Genomic DNA, 18,211 nt, shown 5'->3' with positions numbered 1-18,211 from the left:
TACGCATGAGCGAATCCCTCGATCTGAGCCTGGAAGGGGTCGAACGCCGGTCGTTGGCCGAGTTCACCGAGCAGGCCTATCTGAACTATTCCATGTACGTGATCATGGACCGCGCCCTGCCGCATATCGGCGACGGCCTGAAACCGGTGCAGCGACGCATCGTCTACGCCATGAGCGAACTGGGGCTGGATGCCGATTCCAAGCACAAGAAGTCGGCGCGCACCGTCGGCGACGTGCTCGGCAAGTTCCACCCGCACGGCGACTCGGCCTGCTACGAGGCCATGGTGCTGATGGCGCAGCCGTTCTCCTATCGCTATCCGCTGGTGGACGGCCAGGGCAACTGGGGGGCGCCGGACGATCCCAAGTCCTTCGCCGCCATGCGTTATACCGAGGCGCGCCTGTCGCGCTATTCCGAGGTGCTGCTCAGCGAACTGGGCCAGGGTACCGTGGACTGGGTACCGAACTTCGACGGCACCCTCGACGAGCCGGCCGTGCTGCCGGCCCGCCTGCCCAACCTGCTGCTCAACGGCACCACCGGCATCGCGGTGGGCATGGCCACCGACGTGCCGCCGCACAACCTGCGGGAAGTCGCGTTGGCCTGCGTGCGCCTGCTCGACCAGCCGGGCGCGACGGTCGCCGAATTGTGCGAACACGTGCCGGGCCCGGACTTCCCCACCGAAGCCGAGATCATCACCCCGCGCGCCGACCTGCAGAAGGTCTACGAGACCGGCCGCGGTTCGGTGCGCATGCGCGCGGTGTACCGCGTCGAGGACGGCGACATCGTCATCCACGCCCTGCCGCACCAGGTGTCCGGTTCCAAGGTGCTGGAACAGATCGCCGGGCAGATGCAGGCCAAGAAGCTGCCGATGGTGGCCGACCTGCGCGACGAGTCGGACCACGAGAACCCGACCCGCATCGTCATCATCCCGCGTTCGAACCGGGTCGATGTCGAAGAGCTGATGACCCATCTGTTCGCCACCACCGACCTGGAGACCAGCTACCGGGTCAACCTGAACATCATCGGCCTCGACGGCAAGCCGCAGGTCAAGGACCTGCGCCAGTTGCTCTCGGAGTGGCTGCAGTTCCGCATCGGCACCGTGCGTCGACGCCTGCAGTTCCGCCTGGACAAGGTCGAGCGCCGCCTGCATCTGCTGGATGGCTTGCTGATCGCCTTCCTCAACCTCGACGAGGTGATCCACATCATCCGCACCGAGGACCAGCCCAAGGCGGTGCTGATGGAGCGCTTCGAACTCAGCGAGGTGCAGGCCGACTACATCCTCGACACCCGCCTGCGCCAGTTGGCACGCCTGGAAGAGATGAAGATCCGCGGCGAGCAGGAAGAGTTGCTGAAGGAGCAGAAGCGCCTGCAGACCCTGCTCGGCAGCGAGGCCAAGCTGAAGAAGCTGGTGCGCGAGGAGCTGATCAAGGACGCCGAGACCTACGGCGACGACCGCCGTTCGCCGATCGTCGCCCGCGCCGAGGCCCGTGCGCTGTCGGAAACCGAGCTGATGCCCACCGAACCGGTGACCGTGGTGCTCTCGGAAAAAGGCTGGGTGCGTTGCGCCAAGGGCCACGACATCGACGCCGCCGGCCTCTCCTACAAGGCCGGCGACGGCTTCAAGGCCGCCGCGCCGGGACGCTCGAACCAGTATGCGGTGTTCATCGACTCCACCGGGCGCAGCTACTCGTTGCCGGCCCACAGCCTGCCGTCCGCGCGGGGCCAGGGCGAGCCGCTCAGCGGCCGGCTGACGCCGCCGCCGGGGGCCAGCTTCGAATGCGTGCTGCTGCCGGACGACGATGCGCTGTTCGTGATCGCTTCCGACGCCGGCTATGGTTTCGTGGTCAAGGGCGAGGACCTGCAGGCCAAGAACAAGGCCGGCAAGGCCCTGCTCAGCCTGCCCAACGGCTCCGCCGTGGTGGCGCCGCGCCCGGTGCGCGATGTGGAGCAGGATTGGCTGGCGGCCGTGACGACCGAGGGCCGTCTGTTATTGTTCAAGGTCTCCGACCTGCCTCAACTGGGCAAGGGCAAGGGCAACAAGATCATCGGCATCCCCGGCGAACGCGTGGCCAGCCGCGAGGAGTACCTCACCGACCTGGCTGTTCTGCCAGCCGGGGCGACGTTGGTCCTGCAGGCTGGAAAGCGTACCCTGTCGCTCAAGGGCGACGACCTGGAACACTACAAGGGGGAGCGGGGCCGGCGAGGCAACAAGCTGCCGCGCGGTTTCCAGCGCGTCGACAGCCTGCTGGTGGATATTCCGCCACAGGATTGAAATGAGCCGTTACCGGTCTCCGATCTCTCGCATATCCGCAAGGGAATGGCGAAAGCGGCCTCTTCCGAGGCCGGCTTTCCGGGGGAATGTCGTCTCCCTGGCGGGTTCCGCCGGGTTTTCCCCTGACGCAGGTGGTCCGAAACCGGTTTCGGAATACGCTCTGCCTCTGGAGCTATGGCGCTGGTTAGGGGATGATACGCCCCTTCGGCCGCCGTTTCCGATGGCGGGTGGCCAGTAGAATTCAAGTCTTGCATCAGTAGTGCCGATCTTCGGCGAAATACGGTGGTTCTCGATGAGCGCGTGGCGCGTCTTCGCATGTCTTTCCCTCGTCAGCCTGCTCGGGCTGACGGGTTGTGCGGTCCATCCGCCGGCCCAGCTCTACCAGTTGGACGTCGGTGCCGCCGCAGTACCGAAAAAGGATGGCGGTGCGGCCGTCCTGCTCGGCCCGGTACAACTGGCCGACTATCTCAAGCGCGATGTGATGGTGCAGCGGCAGGCCGACGGTATTCTCAGCCTGTCCACCGACGCGCGCTGGGCCGGCAACCTGGAGACCAATGTCAGCCAGCAACTGCTGCGGCAGATGTCCAGCGAGCTGGGCAGCAGCCGCCTGGCGCTGTTCCCGGAAAAACCCGGTTTCACCCCCCAGGTCCAGGTGATGCTGACCATCAGTCGCCTCGACTCCGGCCCCAAGCAGCCAGCGGTGATCGAGGCGCGCTGGCGCCTGCTGGACCAGAAGGGCGACCTGAAGGATAGCCGGGTGTTCCACGAGGAAGAACGGCATCAGGGCAGCATCGGCGACCAGATCCGTGCCCAGAGCGACCTGCTCAAGCGCCTGGCGGCGCAGTTGGCCAAGGACGTCAAGCCGATCGCCGTGGCGGCCGAGGCGCCGCCGCCGGCGACCGCGCGCAAGCCGGTGGCCAAGCCGAAGGCCAAGGAAGAGGAAGGTCCGAAAATGCCGCTGGTGGTGCCGATTCGCACCGATGCCGAGGTCTATCGGTTCTGATTGTCGAGAGCCGACCAGGAACAAGCCCCGCCGAAGCGGGGCTTTTTCGTTTCGGCGTCAGCGTGAGCGGCGCAACAGGAAGCGCAGGGCCATGCCGGCGAGCGCCAGCAGCAGGCAGGGCAGCCAGACCCAGCGCGCCTCCGATTGCAGCACCAGCAATCCGCGTTCGCTGAGGAAGCGCGACAGACCGATCGGCGACACAGCGATCGGATGGAAGGGCATGAAGTAGCGGGCGTCGCTCCAGGGCCAGAACCAGGCGACGCCCAGCCCGCCGTTGGTCATCGCGTCCAGCAGGCTGTGCGAGGCGGTGGCCAGCGCCACCCACAGCCCGGCTTTCAGCGGTCCGCTATGCAGCGGCCGGCAGGCGAGGGCGGCGAGCGCGCCGAGGATCGCGGCGAACAATAGCGAATGGCTGAAGCCGCGATGGCCGAAGGCATCGTGATAGGCGATGCCGAGCTTGAAGGCGATCACGTCGAAGTCCGGCAGGCAGGCGGCGAGCATGCCTGCCAGCAGCAGGCGTGGCGGGATCACCCGGCTGCCAAGGGCCAATCCCACCGCCAGGACCGGCAGCGGGTGGGTGATCAGGGTGGTCACGGGCGGGCGCGGTCGTGCATGCGCGCCAGTTGGCGCTCGAGCATCGACGGATACGGCTCCAGCAGACGCTCGACGCAGCAGGCTCCTTCCGGACTGGCGATGGCGCGGATACGGGCGCGCTCGCGGACCACCGCGTCGTCGGCGATGCTGCGTTCGACCAGCAGCAGGTTGCGGCTGTGCTGGTTGAGGGCGAGGGCGTTCTGCACAGTTTCGTTGAGCAGCAGGTCGGCCTGGGTCTGTTCGCTGAGGTCTTCGCCGAGGCTCAGGCCCAGTTGCAACTGCAAGGTGATGCCGCTGTCGGCGACCTCGATCTGCAGGGCATGGCCGAGCGCGCGCATCAGTTCACCGCAGCAGAGCGCGTTGGTCAGGTAGTCGGCGCGGTTGTCGCGGCTGTGGAAGAGAATCAGGCTGCCGCCGTCGCTGAGCGTGTGCAGGCTGCCCTTGTACTGGCGGGCGGCCTGTTCCAGGCAGTCGCGATAGCGTTGCAGGAGGTCCACCAGGCGGCTGCGCGGCAGCCGGCGCAACTGTTCCTGGGCGCCGAGCTGGATCGCCAGCACCGCACTGTGTTGCGGTTCGCGCACAGCGGCGGGCGCCGCGGGCTGGTCCCCGGCTTCGGCTGCGTTCTCGTCGAAGGCGTCCTGGTCCAGCGGGTCTTCGTCGATGGAGGTGAATTCCACCGGCTTGGTCTCGTCCAGTAGGGCGTCGCCCAGCGGAATGTCGTCTTCCTCGAAGGCCGAGGCCTCGACCTTGCGGCTGCGCAGGTCGGCTTCGTCGTCTTCCAGCAGGATGTCGTCGAAGTTCTGCGGCAGCGGTGCTTCTTCCGGCTCCGGCGCCGGCGGCTTCTCCGGCACCAGGCGCTCTTCCAGGTCACGCGCCAGGTCGCCCAGCTCGTTCTGCAGTTCGGCGCCGGGGGCCGGATTGTCCGGATCGCGCAACCAGACACGCAATTGCAACAAGGGTGTGGAAATCTGCCGCCCCAGGCGCAGGCTGAAATACAGGGCGAGGATCAGCAGGATCAGGCTGATCAGACCCATGCTCTGCAGGCTGATCATCATCGGCTGCTGGAACTGCTGCATGTCCAGGCTGATGCGCAGGTGCCCGGCGATCACTTCCTGGAAGGTGATCGGCGTCGAGTACAGGCCTTCGGTGGCACCGAGCAGGCTCTGCTTCGGACGGCTGCCGGCCTCGGCGAGGATGCGCTGGTCGACGCTGTAGATCGCCGCATGGGCCACCAGCGGGTTCTTCACCAGGTTGTTCAGCAGCACGTTGAGGCTAAGGATGTCGTTGGACACCAGCAACTCGGTGGCGGACGCGGCGGTCTGGGTGATCAGGCTCTGGCCCAGGGCATCGGCCTGCTGCTGCATGGCCTGGCGAAACTGCATGCCCATGACCCAGGCGTAGATCAGCAGGGCCAGGGCCACCAGGATCAGGCTATGGCTGGCGAGCCGCAGGGCGATCGGGACGCGGCGCTGGCGCAAGGCACGAAACAGCAGGAGGAAGAAATTGTCGGGCTTGACGGACGTGGGCCGGGTCACAGGGGGCTCGGTCTTCTGAAATAGAGGTGTCGCGCAGTATAACCAGCGCCCCCCGAGGGGCAAAGGGCCGTTGACGCGCTTTCCAGGCCGCCGCGCGGCGGTTTCGCGGGTTTTCCCGGTCGGTTCCGACCGGTGGTGATGGCAAATGCCCGGCTCTGCGTCTCTCGGGTGTGCGGGAAAGCGGGTAGAATGGCGTCTTTTACCTGGCGGAGCTTACGCCTTGCGCGAAATTGTCCTGATCAACATCACCGGGGAAGACCGCCCCGGTCTCACCGCGGCCATCACCGGCGTACTGGCCCAGGGCGGGGTGAACATCCTCGACATCGGCCAGGCGGTGATCCACGACACCCTGTCGTTCGGCATCCTGGTGGAAATCCCGGATACCGAGGCCGGTTCCTCGGTCCTCAAGGACGTGCTGTTCACCGCCTACAAGCTGGACCAGCAGGTGCGCTTCACCCCGGTCTCGGAAGAGGACTACCGGCAATGGGTCGACGGCCAGGGCAAGGCGCGGCACATCGTGACCCTGCTCACCCGCCGGGTGACTGCCGAGCAACTGCAGAGGGTCAGCTCGATCACCGCCAAGTACGCGCTGAACATCGACCACATCGACCGTCTCTCCGGGCGCATGCCGCTGGACATGCCCGCCGACCAGGGCAAGGGCTGCATCGAGTTCTCGGTACGCGGCGAACCGGCCGATCCGGCGGCGCTGCGTGCGGAATTCCTCAGCGTCGCCCAGGAATTGAACGTCGACATCGCTTTCCAGCAGGACAGCGTGTTCCGCCGCAACCGCCGGCTGGCGGTGTTCGACATGGATTCGACGCTGATCGAGGCGGAAGTCATCGACGAACTGGCCAAGGCCGCCGGCGTCGGCGAGAAGGTCGCCGCGATCACCGAGCGGGCGATGCGCGGTGAACTGGACTTCCGCGCCAGCTTCAAGGAGCGCCTGGCGCTGCTGCAGGGGCTGTCGGAGGACGTGCTGGAGGAGATCGGCGCCTCGCTGCGTCTGACCGAGGGTGCGGAAACCCTGTTCGCCGAACTCAAGCGCCTGGGTTACAAGACCGCCATCCTGTCCGGCGGCTTCACCTATTTCGCCCGTCAATTGCAGGCGAAGCTGGGGATCGACTACGTGTTCGCCAACGAGTTGCAGATCGTCGACGGCAAGGTCACCGGGGTGGCGGTCGAGCCGATCGTCGATGCCCAGCGCAAGGCCGACCTGCTGCGCGAACTGGCGGCGAAGGAAGGCCTGAGCCTGGAGCAGACCATCGCCGTCGGCGACGGCGCCAACGACCTGCCGATGCTCGGCCTGGCCGGCCTGGGCGTGGCGTTCCGCGCCAAGCCGCTGGTCAAGCAGTCGGCCAAGCAGGCGATCTCGACCCTGGGCCTGGACGGCATCCTCTATCTGCTCGGCTACCGCGACCGCGAAGGGCGAGCCTGAGGCCGGCGGGCGCCTCTTGCCGGCCCGGCAGCCACGAACCAGATCGGTAGAGCGGAAAAGCAACGGGCGCCCAGGGCGCCCGTTCTTCATTCGTCTCCCGAGGAGAAGTCGTAGTCCATCGCCTGGCTCGGCCCCTGCAGGTAGTAGCCCTGGATGTAGGTGGCGCCGGCTTGCCACAGGGTGGCGAGGACGCTGGCGCTCTCGACGAAGGGGACGATGCTGAGCTTCTGCTGTTCGTGCAGTTCGGCGATCAGGCCCTTGAGGATCTCCTGGTTTTCCACCTGGTTGAGGTCCTGGACGAAGGAGCCATCGATCTTGATGAATTGCACGGTCAGGTGCTTCAGCGCGTTGAACGGATTCAGCGAGCAGCCGAACTGGCTGATCGCCGCCTGGCAATGCAGGGTGGCCAGGCCCTGGGTCAGTTGCTTGGCCTGCTTCAGATAGCTGGTGGCGTCGGCTTCGCTGATCTGGAACACCAGCGACTCCGGCGGCAGGCGCGCGGCCTTCAGCGCCACCCCGAGCCAGGGCAGCAGGCCGGGGTCTTGCAGACTGGCGCTGGACAGGTGGACGAACAGCTTGGTCTGGTGCCCCTTGGCGCGATGCTCGGCGAGCAGCTTGATCGAGTTGAGGATCACCCAGCGGTCGATCTTCTCCGCCAGCCCGGCTTCCTTGGCGGCATGCAGGAACTCCGCCGGCGGCACTTCCTGGCCCTGCGGATTGAGCAGGCGCAGGAGCACCTCGTAGTTCTCGTGGCTGTCGCCGCGCAGGCTGATGACTGGCTGGAACAGCAGGCGGAAGCTGTTGGTCTCCAGCGCCTGCTGGAGGATCGCGATGACGTCGCCGCGCTGGGCGGCGGCGGCAAGCTCTTCCGCCGGGTTGTACTGCTTGATCTGCGACCCGCCCTTGCGTGCCGCGTCATCGGCGCAGCGATGCGCACGGTTCATCACGTCCTGGGCCTTGGCGGTCTTCTCGTCGAGACCGGCGACGCCGATGCTGAGGGTGGCCTGGGCGCTGCGGCCGTTCAACTCGAAAAGGTGGTTCTCGACCTTCTTCAGCAGTCGTTGCAGTGCCGCTTGCGCCTGCTCGGGAGTCTTGCCCTTGAACAGGGCGGCGAAGATCGAATCGCCGAAACGCGCCAGGTCGGCTTCTTCGCCGAACTGTTCGCGCATCAGTCCGGCCAACTGGCCGAGCAGCAGGTCGATCCCGGAAAGCCCGTGGTCGGCCTGGAGCGAGGGGTAGCCGTTGAGATGGATATAGGCCAGGGTCGACGGCTTGCGGGCGGTCACTGCCTGCTGCACGGCGGCATCCATCAGGTCGAGGAAGTGGCTGCGATTGTAGAGTCCGGTGACCGGGTCCTGGCTGCTGACTTCGCGGAGCTTTTCTTCCAGTTCGGCGTTGTCGACCTCGCCGCGGATCACCACCTGGATGCAGGGTTCGCCGTCGTAGGTGGCGGCGGAGAGGCTGATGCGCGCCTTGAATTCCTGGCCGTCGAGCTTGACCCCGGTGCAAACCAGTTCGGTCTGGCGCTGGTCGTTCTGGTAGCCCTTGAGGAAATCCTTGAAGGCGCCCTGGTCGCAGGAGGCGATCAGGTCGATGACCGGCAGGCCTTCCAGTTCCTCGGCGTCCTCGTAGCCGAACAGCGCCATGTAGGAGCGGTTGGCGTAGATGTGCATGCCGTCGTGGACGTAGGTGATGGCGTCGACCGAGCTGTCGAGCAGCAACTGGCAGCGTTTTTCCGCCTCGCGCAGGGCCAGTTCGGCGGCGCGGCGCGCGCGGCGTTCGGCGAGGCCGGCCAGCTCGCGGTTGGCGACCAGCACCAGGCGCTCGTCCTCGCCTTGCGGCAGGGCGTCCTGGGCGCCGAGCATCAAGGCGTCGGTGATGGCGTCGGAGCTGTTGTCGGCCACCAGCTGGATGAACGGGATGTCGCGCGACTGGCGGCGCAAGGTGGCGAGCGCCTCGCCGGGCTCGAGACATTCGCTGGTCGGCGCGGCGATCAGCAGGTCCCAGCTTTGCTGGAGGGTCTCGGCGAGGTCCTCGGGAGAGGTCAGTCGATGTACGCGGGTCGCGTGGCCGGCATTGCGGAACAGACTGACCAGGCGTTCGGCTTCGTTCTGCGAGTCTTCCAGAATCAGCAGGCGGATGGTTTTCTTTTCGATGGCCATGGAAAGGGCTCAGTCCGCGTCCGGGCGGGCGCGAAAAGACGGCGAATGGAGGTGTCGGGGCAATCTACAGAGACTTCCAGAGCGAGTCAAAATCTTCCTCCCCCGCAGGCGGCCGGGCCACTGGCGCTGTGACCGGCTTATCGCTCGGGGTGTTCACCGGTTCCGCCGAGCGGTATTCGAACTGGCTGAAGCTGCCGGTCGAGGCCTGCCGGCGATTCAGCACCGCGCGCCGCTCCTCGCCGTGCAGGTTGATCTGCACCCGGCTGCCCTCCTGGAACGGCAGGCGCGGGGTGATCACCGTCGCCGGCCGCGAGATCGCGGCGATTTCCGGCAGCAGCAGGGCGCGCAGGTAGTGGCTGCTCTGCTCGGTCTTGCGCAGCAGTTGCAGGCCGCAGGGCTGCGCCGCCGGGGCGATCATCTCGATGCCCATCTGCGTGCCGCCATTGCGTACCTGGCGGATCCAGCGCACCACCGCGATGCTCCACGCCTGGCCGGGAAGGTCCTGCAGGCCGACCAGTTCGCCCGCCTGCAGTTGGGCGGGCACCTCCTTCGGCCAGCTCAGGCAATAACCGCCGGGGCTGTGGTTGACGATGGGCAGGGCGTAGGTCGGATAGTCCTCGGTGGCGTCAGTCTGTGCGTGGGCCTGCGGGTGATCGGGCTGCCCACCGCGGGGCGACTGGTGCGGGCGGTACTCGATTTCCTCCAGCGGCATGCCGGGCTGCCAGTCGGTGACCTTCTGCGCATCGAAGGCGCCGGCCCAGGCGTCCTGGACGTCGGCCTTGAAGCGAGGTGCCTCGGGCACTTCCTGGATCTGCAGGACCTCGTTGAACGGGCGGCGCCCGGCGAGGAAGTAGTGTAGGGCGCTCATGCCGATGCACAGGGTCAACTGGCCCTGGCCCTGGGTGCGCTGGAAGGTACGTTCGGCGATGTCTCCCCAGGCCGAGGAGAGATGTTGCAGCAGGTCCAGGGTCACCCCTTCGATCAGCGGCAGGCGCGCCTTCGCGCGCTCGGCCTCGGTCTGCAGCAGGTATTCGCGGATCAGCTCGACCAGCGGCTGGGTGTCGATGCCCAGGGCACTGGCCAGTTGGGTCTCTGGGTACAGCGAGCGGTAGCGCGGCGGGCCGTCGATCTGCGGCACGGCGATGAACAGCGAGCCGGGCAGCGCCGCGCTCTGTATCGACAGCAATTGGCTCCAGGGTTCGAGCACCTCGGCGAGCCGTGCAATGTTGTTCTGGCGCATCTGGTTACAGCGCGCGCAGCCGAGCAGCAGCGGTATCAGGTAGGCCTGCTCGACGCTCAGGCCGGGGGTGTGCTTGGCCAGTTCGTCGCGCACCGCGAGACGATGCACGCCGCGCTGGTTGGCCAACTGGTACAGCTGGTGGAGTTCCAGCCAAAGCCCCTCGGGGACCGGGCAGTACAACTGGCTGGCGCGGATCAGCGGGCCGCACAGGCTGCGGATCGCCCGCTGGATACCGACCGCGAGCAGCTGCGCGCGGTCGCGGCTGTTGCGCGGCGCTTCCTGGACCACGATCAGCTTGTAGCCGATGGCCAGGTGGTTCTGCAGGGCCTGGCAGAGGTTGGCGATTTTGCGCGGCCGTTCGTCGAGGACGATAGCCTGGTTGAGGAAGTGCCGTTCCAGGTGGGTGCAGACGAAATGCACCTCTGGACGGAACAGTTCGAGCAGTTGCAGGCGGGCCTCGACGGGCAGCACCAACTGGTTGAGTTCGATCAGGCCCTGGTAGAGCTGGCGCGCGGTTTCCCCGAGGTTGGCCTTGGGCAGGTGCGCCAGCCAGTACTTGATGTCCTTCGGGGTGGCGTCGCAGAAGCTCAGGTTCTGCTGCGTCGGAGTGGGGACGCGCAACGAGAGGTGGGGGCTCTGGTTTTCCATGGGGGGTTAGACGGCTCCGCTACTGAAAAGGCTCTACGGGGGGTTGAAGCCCCGGAGAGGTGCCGGACTTCCGATCGCCGCGGCTGCGCCTCCTCTTTCTTAACACGGGAGGCGGGTTCATCGTCGTGGCCAGGACAGGAACTGTGCGGCAGTCCGCTTTCCTGACCGAGGGGTCGGCACAGGCTCGATAGGACCTTTCCGAACTCTAGCAGCATCGAAATGGACCCGCAGCCTTCGGACGCCACGATCCCGCCGGGAGGTTCCGGCGGCGGGGAGAGATGGGACGGAGACGCTCGGGCGCTCCGTCCCGGCGAGGTCAGGCCTGTTTCGGCAGGGCCAGGCACTCGCCCATGCGCACCGGGCTCGCTGCCCCGAGGCCGTCGTTGAACGCGACCTGCTGCGGGCCGAACAGGACGATGGCGGTGGAGCCCAGCTTGAAGCGACCCAGCTCGGCGCCTTTTTCCAGGCGGATCGGCGCGCGGGCGGCTTCGTCGTAGCGGAAGGTCTTCAGTTCGCGCTTCGGCGGCGTAACCAGGCCGGCCCAGACGGTTTCGATGGAGGCCACGATCATTGCGCCCACCAGCACCACGGCCATCGGACCGCGCTCGGTGTCGAACAGGCAGACCACCCGCTCGTTGCGGGCGAACAGCTCGGGAACGTTTTCCGCGGTGGTCTGGTTCACCGAGAACAGCCGGCCGGGAACGTAGACCATCTCGCGCAGGGTGCCGGCCAGCGGCATGTGCACGCGGTGGTAGTCCCGGGGGGACAGGTAGACGGTGGCGAAGTCGCCGCCCATGAAGGGCGCGGCCAGTTCGGCGTCGCCGCCGAGCAGTTCGGCCAGGCTGTAGCTGTGGCCTTTGGCCTGGAAGATCCGCCCGTGCTCGATCGGGCCGAGCTGGCTGATCGCGCCATCGGCCGGGCAGAGCACCGCGCCGGGCTCCTGGGCCAGCGGGCGGGCGCCATCCTTCAGGGCGCGGGTGAAGAAGGCATTGAAATGTTCATAGGCCTGCAGGTCCTCGACCTGTGCTTCGCGCATGTCGACCTGGTAGCGCCGGGCGAACCAGGCGATCAGGCGGTCCTTGAACCAGGTCGCCCGGCAGTCGGCGGCGAAGCCGATCAGCCGGGACAGCAGGTGGTGCGGCAGCAGGTACTGGCTGCAGATGAACAGACGATCTTTGAACGACATTCCTCAAACCTCTACAGGGGTATCGGGGTGGTTGCCCCATTCCGACCAGGAGCCGGCGTAGCCTTTGACCCGCGGGTAGCCCAGCGCCTTGGCCACCAGGTAGGTGAAGCCGGAGCGATGGTGGGTCTGGCAGTGGGTGATCACTTCCTTGTCCGGCGTGATGCCGAGGTCCTCCAGGACTTCGGCGATATCCGCGCGGATGCGCAGGGCGCGAGCCGGGTCCATGCCGGCGGTCCATTCGAAATTGATCGCGCCGGGCACATGCCCGGCCTTCGCGGCGAGCACCTTGGTACCGGCGTATTCGCTGGGGTTGCGCGCATCCCATACCGCCAGGTCGGCGGCGCCGAGGCGGCTTTGCAGGTATTCGCGGGTCGCGCTGGGCTCGTCGTGCAACGTCAGCGGCAGCGGGCCGCCGACAGGCGCCGGGACTTCGCGGTCGAGCGCCTGGGCGTCGGCGATCCAGGCCGGCAGGCCGCCGTTGAGATAGTGGTAGCGGTGGTGGCCGATCACGTCCAGCAGCCAGATGAAGCGGCCCGCCCAGCCGCCGCCTTCGTCGTCGTAGACCACGTAGGTCGCCTCCGGGCGGTGGCCCAGCTCGCCGAACAGGGCTTCCAGGTCGGCCTTGGCCGGTAGTAGGCCGGGTGCCGGGGGTTGTCCCCACTGGGTGCGTTTGGGGTCGACGAAACGCGCGCCGGGGATATGCCCTTCGGCGTAGCGGGCGGCACTGGTCAGGTCGACCAGGATCAGCTCGGGCGCGCCCAGGCGCGGCGCGAGATCGCTGGGCTCGATCACCAATGGCAGGTCGGAGAAGACGGACATGCGAGTACCCCCGGGTTGAAGAAGGGCAGCAGTTTAACGGAAAGCGCGCCCGACCAGTGTGCCGGGCATGTCCCTCATTCCGTGCGGCGCTGGCGGCCGAACTGCTGGATCGCGCGCTCGGTGCACTGGGCGGTCTTGGCGAAGGCCTGGGCATGCAGGTCGCTGAACGGCTGGCCGCCGAGGTCGGCCAGGACCAGCATCACCACCCGCGAGCCGTTGCCCAGCGAGCGCAGCAGCAGGTGAGGTCCGGGGAACAGTTGGCGCAAGGGTTCGCCGAGGGCCGGCAGCAACTGGTCCTGGTTGTTCGGGCCGATGCGCAGCAGGGCAGGCTGCTGGAACAGTTTCTTCAGCAGCAGGCTGCTGGCAATCTCCAGTTGCAATTTCTCCTGGCCCGGTTCGAGTCCGGCGCTCTGCTGCGCCAGCACGTGTACCTGGGTGCGATCGGCCACCAGCAGCAGCATCCTTTGCAGGCCGCAGGCGCGCAGCGCATCGCGGGCACAGGCGGTGAGCTGCACGACGTTGCTGAACGGGCTGGGCTCGCGGAGCAACTCGGCGCAATGCTGCCGCCACTCGGCCAGGGCTTCCGCCGAGGGCGGCGGCGGGGGCGCCGCTTCGGCACGCCAGCGGCTGGCCTGCCAGGGCCAGATCAAGGCCACCGCCGGATGCCACAGCGGCGGCCGGGCGTGCAGGCGCGCGCTTTGCGCGGCGAGCATGTGCACCTGCTGCTGGACTTCGGTCAGCGGCTGGCCCAGGTACAGGCCGGTCAGGCGCTGCCAGCGCAGCATGTGCGGCCCGTCCCAGCTCTGGTGCGCGGCGATGGCCAGGCCATTGGCGAGGAGAGTGCAGTTGGCCGGCTGGGTCAGCCAGCGGGCGAGATCGGGCTGGGCATCGAGTTGCTGTTGCTGGAGCAGGGGCGACTGATGGTCGCGGGCGATACGCAAGGCTCGAACCAGCAGGCGACGGTCGCAGGCGAGCAGGCGATAGCCCTGGATGACCCACTGCGGTAGCCGCCAGCGTTCGGCCAGCGCCAGGCAGATCGGCAGCAGGCGCATGCCGAGCAGTTCGCGCTCCACTCGCAGGGTCGGTTCGCCCTGTACCAGCACGCGTTGCTGCCATTGCTCCAACAGCTGCGGGCGGGCGTTGGCCAGCGCCCAGACCGGAGCCATGGTCAGCAGGCTGCCCCAGTGAATTTCCTGCCAGAGCCTGGCCAGGCGCGCGCCGAACAGGCCGCTGGCCTGCTGCATGGCGTGCTGGCTGATCAGCAGCATCTGCCCGAGGACCCTGGGCATCTCCGCATCCTGGATGCTCGGCAGGGTCTTCAGAAGTTGGCTCGCGCGCGCCAGGCCGAGGCGGCTGAGGGCCACCTCCAGGCTTTCCGCGGGGTTGTCGCGGGCGCTCTCGGCGCGATTGGCCTCGCGCAGGATGGACAAAGCCAGTGTCGGGCTGCCCTGCAACTGGTCGGCGATCTCGCGCAGCGAGCGGCGGCTGTCGCTCAGCGCGGCGTGCAGGCCGGCATAGTGGCTGGCGGGGATCGGCAGGGGTTGCCGGTCGAGCTCTTCGAGCCAGGCGGCGAGGCGGTCTGTCATGGGTGTCGGGCTCGGTGTCGGCGAGGCGGCGAACTGGCTTTTCGAGTATTCGGACTATAGTCTTGCGGCTAGCAACCGATAACAAGAGGGAGCCTAGCAGTCCCCCTCCTTATCCTGTTCATTTCGCACGTCCGGTCCTCATGTCAAAAATCATCGGCATCATCGTCGTTTTCGCCAGTGTCCTCGGGGGCTTCCTGCTCTCCGGCGGCAAGATCGGCGCCATCATCCAGCCCTTCGAGGTCCTGATCATCGGCGGTGCGGCACTGGGGGCGTTCCTCCAGGCCAACCCGGGCAGCACGTTCATGGTGGTGCTGAAGAAAGCGCCGAAGATGTTCAGCAACCGCTTTACCCAGACCTACTACCTCGAGGTGCTGGGCATGCTCTACGAGATCCTCAACAAGAGCCGGCGCGAAGGGATGATGGCGATCGAGGCGGACATTGAGGACCCCGCGGCCAGTCCCATCTTCAGCAAGTACCCCGGCGTGCTGAAGGACGAGCGGATGACCGCCTATGTCTGTGACTACCTGCGCATCATGTCCTCCGGCAACATGGCGCCGCACGAGCTGGAAGGTCTGTTCGACATGGAGCTGTCCAGTCTCAAGGAGGACCTGGAGCATCCGTCCCACGCGGTGACCAAGGTCGCCGACGCCCTGCCGGGCTTCGGTATCGTCGCCGCGGTACTCGGCATCGTCATCACCATGGCGTTGCTTGGCGAAGGCAGCCAGGCGGAGATCGGCCACCACGTCGCCGCCGCCCTGGTGGGTACCTTCCTCGGGATTCTCGCCGCCTACGGCTTCGTCGGCCCGCTGGCCGTCGCGCTGGAGCACGATGCCAAGGAAGAGTTGAACATGTTCGAGGCGATCAAGGCCTGCCTGGTCGCTTCCGCTTCCGGCATGCCGCCTTCGCTGGCCGTCGAGTTCGGCCGCAAGGTGCTGCTGCCCGCCCATCGGCCGACCTTCGCCGAGCTCGAGCAGGCCGTGCGTGGCCGCTGAGTGGAGGCACTGTCGATAGATGGACAATAACCAGCCGATCATCGTCAAGCGCGTCAAGCGCTATGCCGCCGGCCACCACGGCGGCTCGTGGAAGATCGCCTTCGCCGACTTCGCCACGGCGATGATGGCGTTCTTCCTGGTGCTCTGGCTGCTGTCTTCGGCCACCCCGGAGCAGAAGAAGGCGATTTCCGGATACTTCCAGGACCCCATCGGTTTCAGCGAAAGCGCCAGCCCCTACGTCATCGACCTCGGCGGCACGCCGACGCCGGCGCCGGACAAGACCCTCAATCCGCAGGTCCAGGCCCAGCCGGACTCCAACGAAAGCCGGATCAGCCCCGAGCAGGACCACCAGGTCAACGCCGACCAGGCCGAGAACCTCGCCGAGCAGGTTGAGCGAGAGCGCCTGGCGCTGCTGCTGCAGGAGTTGCAGAACAAGGTCGACGAAAATCCGATGCTCAAGGACTTCAAGGACCAGATCCACTTCGAGATCACCCGCGACGGCCTGCGCATCCAGATCGTCGACGCCGCCAACCGGCCGATGTTTGACCTCGGCAGCGCGCGCCTGCAGCCGTATTTCGAGGACATCCTGCTGGCCATGGCCGAGACCATCCGCCAGGTGCCGAACAAGATCAGCATCAGCGGCCACACCGACGCCAAGCCCTATGCCGGCAACGGTGACTTCGGCAACTGGGAGCTATCGGCCAATCGCGCCAACGCCGCGCGCCGTGCGCTGGTCGCCGGCGGCTATCCGGAAGGGCAGATCGCCCAGGTTGTCGGATATGCCTCGGCACGCCTGTTCGACGACAAGGACCCGCTGAACCCGGTGAACCGGCGGATCGACATCGTGGTCCTGACCCGCAAGGCGCAGAAGGCCATCGAAGGCGAGACCGGCGCTCCCGAAGCCAGCGCCCCCGCGGCTGCCCCGGGCGAGCAGCCGAAGCCGGCTGCCGAGGCACCGGCGGCGGGCGCGCAACCTTCGCTACCGGCGGACGAGGTGCAGAAGAAGCTCAACCTGTTCGACGACGGCGGCAGCCTGAAGCTGGAGCAGATCAAGGGCGACTGAGGTTCAGTAATCCGTTTCCGGCATGCTTGCCAGGATGTGCCGGTAGCTGGCCATGCGTTGCGGCATGATGCGCCCGTCCTCCAGGGCCTGGAGCAGGGCGCAACCTGGTTCACGGTCGTGCTTGCAGTCGCGGAAGCGGCAATGCCCGAGCAGGTCGCGGAACTCGATGAAACCGGCCTCGACGTCGTCTCGCGACACGTGCCCCAGGCCGAACTCACGGATGCCGGGCGAGTCGATCAGGTCGCCGCCGCCGGGAAAATGGAACAGTCGCGCGGTGGTGGTGGTATGGGTGCCCTTGCCGGTCACCGTGGAGAGGTCGCCGACACGGGTGTCGACACCCGGCAACAAGGCATTCACCAGCGACGACTTGCCTACCCCGGACTGCCCGACGAAGACGCTCACGTGAGCGTCCAGCGCGCCGCGCAGTTCGTCCATCGCCAGGCCATTGAAGGCCGATACCTCGATCAGCGGATAACCCAGGGTGCGGTAGACATTCAGCAGCGCATCGATGCCTTCGGCATTGCTCTCGTCGACCAGGTCGGCCTTGTTCAGCAGCAGCAACGGCTGGATGCCGGCATGTTCGGCGGCGATCAGGTAGCGGTCGATCAGGTTGGCGTGCGGTTCGGGACGCGGGGCGAAGACGATGACGATGCGGTCGACGTTGGCCGCTACCGGCTTGAGCAGCCCGCGCATGTCCGGGCGGCACAGCTCGGAGCGACGTGGCAATTGCGCGACGATCACGCCGATGCCCTGGTTGCCGGCACGCCAGACCACCTGGTCGCCGGTCACCAGTGCCGGCAGGTTGGCGCGCAGGTGACAGCGGGAAACCTGGCCGTCGGCGGACTCGACCTCTACCTGAACCCCGAAATGAGCGATCACCTGGCCGGTCTGCTCCGGTCCCAGGTCGCCGCCCTCCAGCTCTTCCACGGCACGCGACTCGCGACGGGCCGCCCGGGCCGCGCGTTCTTCCTGGATCTTTTCGATGCGCCAGCTCTGCCGGCGGGTCAAGTGGCGTTTGGCCATGATGCGTCCGCATGAAAAATCGGCGGCGAGTTTAACATGGGCGCGCCGCCATCATTCGCGCGGCGGCGTTCCACGCTAGAATGCACGGCATAGCGACTGGAGCGACTCCCCATGCAGAACCCGCAGAACCTTATCTGGATCGACCTGGAGATGACCGGCCTCGATCCGGACCGGGACGTCATCATCGAGATGGCCACCATCGTCACCGACAGTGACCTCAACACCCTGGCCGAAGGACCGGTGATCGCCATCCACCAGCCAGAGGAAATCCTCGCCGGCATGGACGAGTGGAATACCCGCCAGCACGGCCAATCCGGCCTGACCCAGAGGGTCCGGGAAAGCACCGTGAGCATGGCCGAGGCCGAGGCGCAGACCCTGGCCTTCCTCGAGCAGTGGGTGCCCAAGCGCAGCTCGCCGATCTGCGGCAACAGCATCTGCCAGGACCGCCGCTTCCTCTATAGGCACATGCCCAGGCTGGAAGGCTACTTCCACTACCGCAACCTCGACGTCTCCACCCTCAAGGAGCTGGCTGCGCGCTGGGCGCCGCAGGTCCGCGAGAGCTTCAAGAAGGGCAACACCCACCTGGCGCTGGACGATATCCGCGAGTCGATCGCCGAGCTGCGCCACTATCGCGACCACTTCATCAAGCTCTGAT

Annotated in this window: 14 protein-coding genes; 6 read left to right on the top strand and 8 right to left on the bottom strand. The window is 66.8% G+C overall.

Features of this window, described 5'->3' with window-relative positions; translation table 11 throughout:
* Positions 1-5: 5 nt before the first annotated feature.
* Both parC and AC4OR5_RS23285 read left to right on the top strand, forming a co-directional pair.
* Positions 6-2,270, top strand: coding sequence for a DNA topoisomerase IV subunit A (parC, locus tag AC4OR5_RS23290; RefSeq protein ID WP_023096216.1), 2,265 nt, complete (start codon positions 6-8; stop codon positions 2,268-2,270).
* A gap of 292 nt (positions 2,271-2,562) precedes the next feature.
* Positions 2,563-3,273, top strand: a complete 711-nt coding sequence (locus tag AC4OR5_RS23285) for a PqiC family protein (protein ID WP_003110318.1) — start codon at positions 2,563-2,565, stop codon at positions 3,271-3,273.
* Positions 3,274-3,330: 57 nt separating this feature from the next.
* Here the strand turns inward: AC4OR5_RS23285 and AC4OR5_RS23280 are convergent, their stop codons facing one another.
* Both AC4OR5_RS23280 and AC4OR5_RS23275 read right to left on the bottom strand, forming a co-directional pair.
* Positions 3,331-3,867 (bottom strand): metal-dependent hydrolase, encoded by a 537-nt coding sequence (locus tag AC4OR5_RS23280; protein WP_003110319.1) that lies wholly within the window; start codon positions 3,865-3,867, stop codon positions 3,331-3,333.
* Positions 3,864-5,402, bottom strand: a complete 1,539-nt coding sequence (locus AC4OR5_RS23275; protein WP_058159941.1) for a YtjB family periplasmic protein — start codon at positions 5,400-5,402, stop codon at positions 3,864-3,866. Before AC4OR5_RS23275 ends, AC4OR5_RS23280 begins: the two co-directional genes overlap by 4 nt.
* Before the next feature lie 220 nt (positions 5,403-5,622).
* Between AC4OR5_RS23275 and serB the strand changes: the two genes are divergently transcribed.
* Complete coding sequence (serB, locus tag AC4OR5_RS23270) at positions 5,623-6,837, top strand: phosphoserine phosphatase SerB (RefSeq protein ID WP_003095681.1); 1,215 nt, start codon at positions 5,623-5,625, stop codon at positions 6,835-6,837.
* Positions 6,838-6,923: 86 nt separating this feature from the next.
* Here the strand turns inward: serB and fimX are convergent, their stop codons facing one another.
* The 5 genes from fimX to AC4OR5_RS23245 form a co-directional block, all read right to left on the bottom strand.
* The gene (gene fimX, locus AC4OR5_RS23265; protein ID WP_003095680.1) at positions 6,924-8,999 is read right to left on the bottom strand and encodes a cyclic di-GMP-binding protein FimX; all 2,076 of its coding nucleotides are present in this window, start codon (positions 8,997-8,999) and stop codon (positions 6,924-6,926) included.
* 64 nt (positions 9,000-9,063) lie between these two features.
* Complete coding sequence (gene fimW / locus AC4OR5_RS23260; RefSeq protein WP_058159940.1) at positions 9,064-10,887, bottom strand: cyclic-di-GMP receptor FimW; 1,824 nt, start codon at positions 10,885-10,887, stop codon at positions 9,064-9,066.
* 316 nt (positions 10,888-11,203) lie between these two features.
* Positions 11,204-12,073 (bottom strand): archaetidylserine decarboxylase, encoded by an 870-nt coding sequence (asd, locus tag AC4OR5_RS23255; protein ID WP_003141725.1) that lies wholly within the window; start codon positions 12,071-12,073, stop codon positions 11,204-11,206.
* A gap of 3 nt (positions 12,074-12,076) precedes the next feature.
* On the bottom strand, positions 12,077-12,892 hold the full coding sequence (gene rhdA, locus AC4OR5_RS23250; protein WP_003102047.1) for a thiosulfate sulfurtransferase: 816 nt from the start codon (positions 12,890-12,892) through the stop codon (positions 12,077-12,079).
* A gap of 74 nt (positions 12,893-12,966) precedes the next feature.
* Positions 12,967-14,478: an HDOD domain-containing protein gene (locus AC4OR5_RS23245; protein WP_058159939.1), complete on the bottom strand. Its 1,512-nt coding sequence runs from the start codon at positions 14,476-14,478 to the stop codon at positions 12,967-12,969.
* Between the two features lie 140 nt (positions 14,479-14,618).
* Here AC4OR5_RS23245 and motA point away from each other — a divergent pair, with 140 nt between their 5' ends.
* Together motA and motB are read left to right on the top strand one after the other, a co-directional pair.
* On the top strand, positions 14,619-15,470 hold the full coding sequence (motA, locus tag AC4OR5_RS23240; protein ID WP_003095674.1) for a flagellar motor stator protein MotA: 852 nt from the start codon (positions 14,619-14,621) through the stop codon (positions 15,468-15,470).
* A gap of 19 nt (positions 15,471-15,489) precedes the next feature.
* Positions 15,490-16,533: a flagellar motor protein MotB gene (gene motB, locus AC4OR5_RS23235; RefSeq protein WP_003095673.1), complete on the top strand. Its 1,044-nt coding sequence runs from the start codon at positions 15,490-15,492 to the stop codon at positions 16,531-16,533.
* Between the two features lie 3 nt (positions 16,534-16,536).
* Here motB and rsgA read toward each other — a convergent pair whose 3' ends face one another.
* Positions 16,537-17,556, bottom strand: coding sequence for a small ribosomal subunit biogenesis GTPase RsgA (gene rsgA, locus AC4OR5_RS23230; protein WP_003102042.1), 1,020 nt, complete (start codon positions 17,554-17,556; stop codon positions 16,537-16,539).
* A gap of 111 nt (positions 17,557-17,667) precedes the next feature.
* Between rsgA and orn the strand changes: the two genes are divergently transcribed.
* Positions 17,668-18,210 carry an oligoribonuclease gene (orn, locus tag AC4OR5_RS23225; RefSeq protein WP_003095671.1) on the top strand — a complete coding sequence of 181 codons (543 nt, stop codon included), beginning with the start codon at positions 17,668-17,670 and terminating at the stop codon, positions 18,208-18,210.
* Position 18,211: the final 1 nt, after the last annotated feature.

This window comes from Pseudomonas sp. YA1 (genome assembly GCF_058680555.1).
This window is presented reverse-complemented; position numbering and strand designations above follow the sequence as displayed.

Excerpts from the sequence above, each read along its gene's own strand:
- rhdA (WP_003102047.1), bottom strand. The coding sequence starts at position 12,892 with ATGTCCGTCTTCTCCGACCTGCCATTGGTGATCGAGCCCAGCGATCTC.
- AC4OR5_RS23285 (WP_003110318.1), top strand. The coding sequence starts at position 2,563 with ATGAGCGCGTGGCGCGTCTTCGCATGTCTTTCCCTCGTCAGCCTGCTC.
- AC4OR5_RS23245 (WP_058159939.1), bottom strand. The coding sequence starts at position 14,478 with ATGACAGACCGCCTCGCCGCCTGGCTCGAAGAGCTCGACCGGCAACCC.
- fimW (WP_058159940.1), bottom strand. The coding sequence starts at position 10,887 with ATGGAAAACCAGAGCCCCCACCTCTCGTTGCGCGTCCCCACTCCGACG.
- orn (WP_003095671.1), top strand. The coding sequence starts at position 17,668 with ATGCAGAACCCGCAGAACCTTATCTGGATCGACCTGGAGATGACCGGC.
- motB (WP_003095673.1), top strand. The coding sequence starts at position 15,490 with ATGGACAATAACCAGCCGATCATCGTCAAGCGCGTCAAGCGCTATGCC.
- parC (WP_023096216.1), top strand. The coding sequence starts at position 6 with ATGAGCGAATCCCTCGATCTGAGCCTGGAAGGGGTCGAACGCCGGTCG.
- motA (WP_003095674.1), top strand. The coding sequence starts at position 14,619 with ATGTCAAAAATCATCGGCATCATCGTCGTTTTCGCCAGTGTCCTCGGG.
- fimX (WP_003095680.1), bottom strand. The coding sequence starts at position 8,999 with ATGGCCATCGAAAAGAAAACCATCCGCCTGCTGATTCTGGAAGACTCG.
- rsgA (WP_003102042.1), bottom strand. The coding sequence starts at position 17,556 with ATGGCCAAACGCCACTTGACCCGCCGGCAGAGCTGGCGCATCGAAAAG.
- asd (WP_003141725.1), bottom strand. The coding sequence starts at position 12,073 with ATGTCGTTCAAAGATCGTCTGTTCATCTGCAGCCAGTACCTGCTGCCG.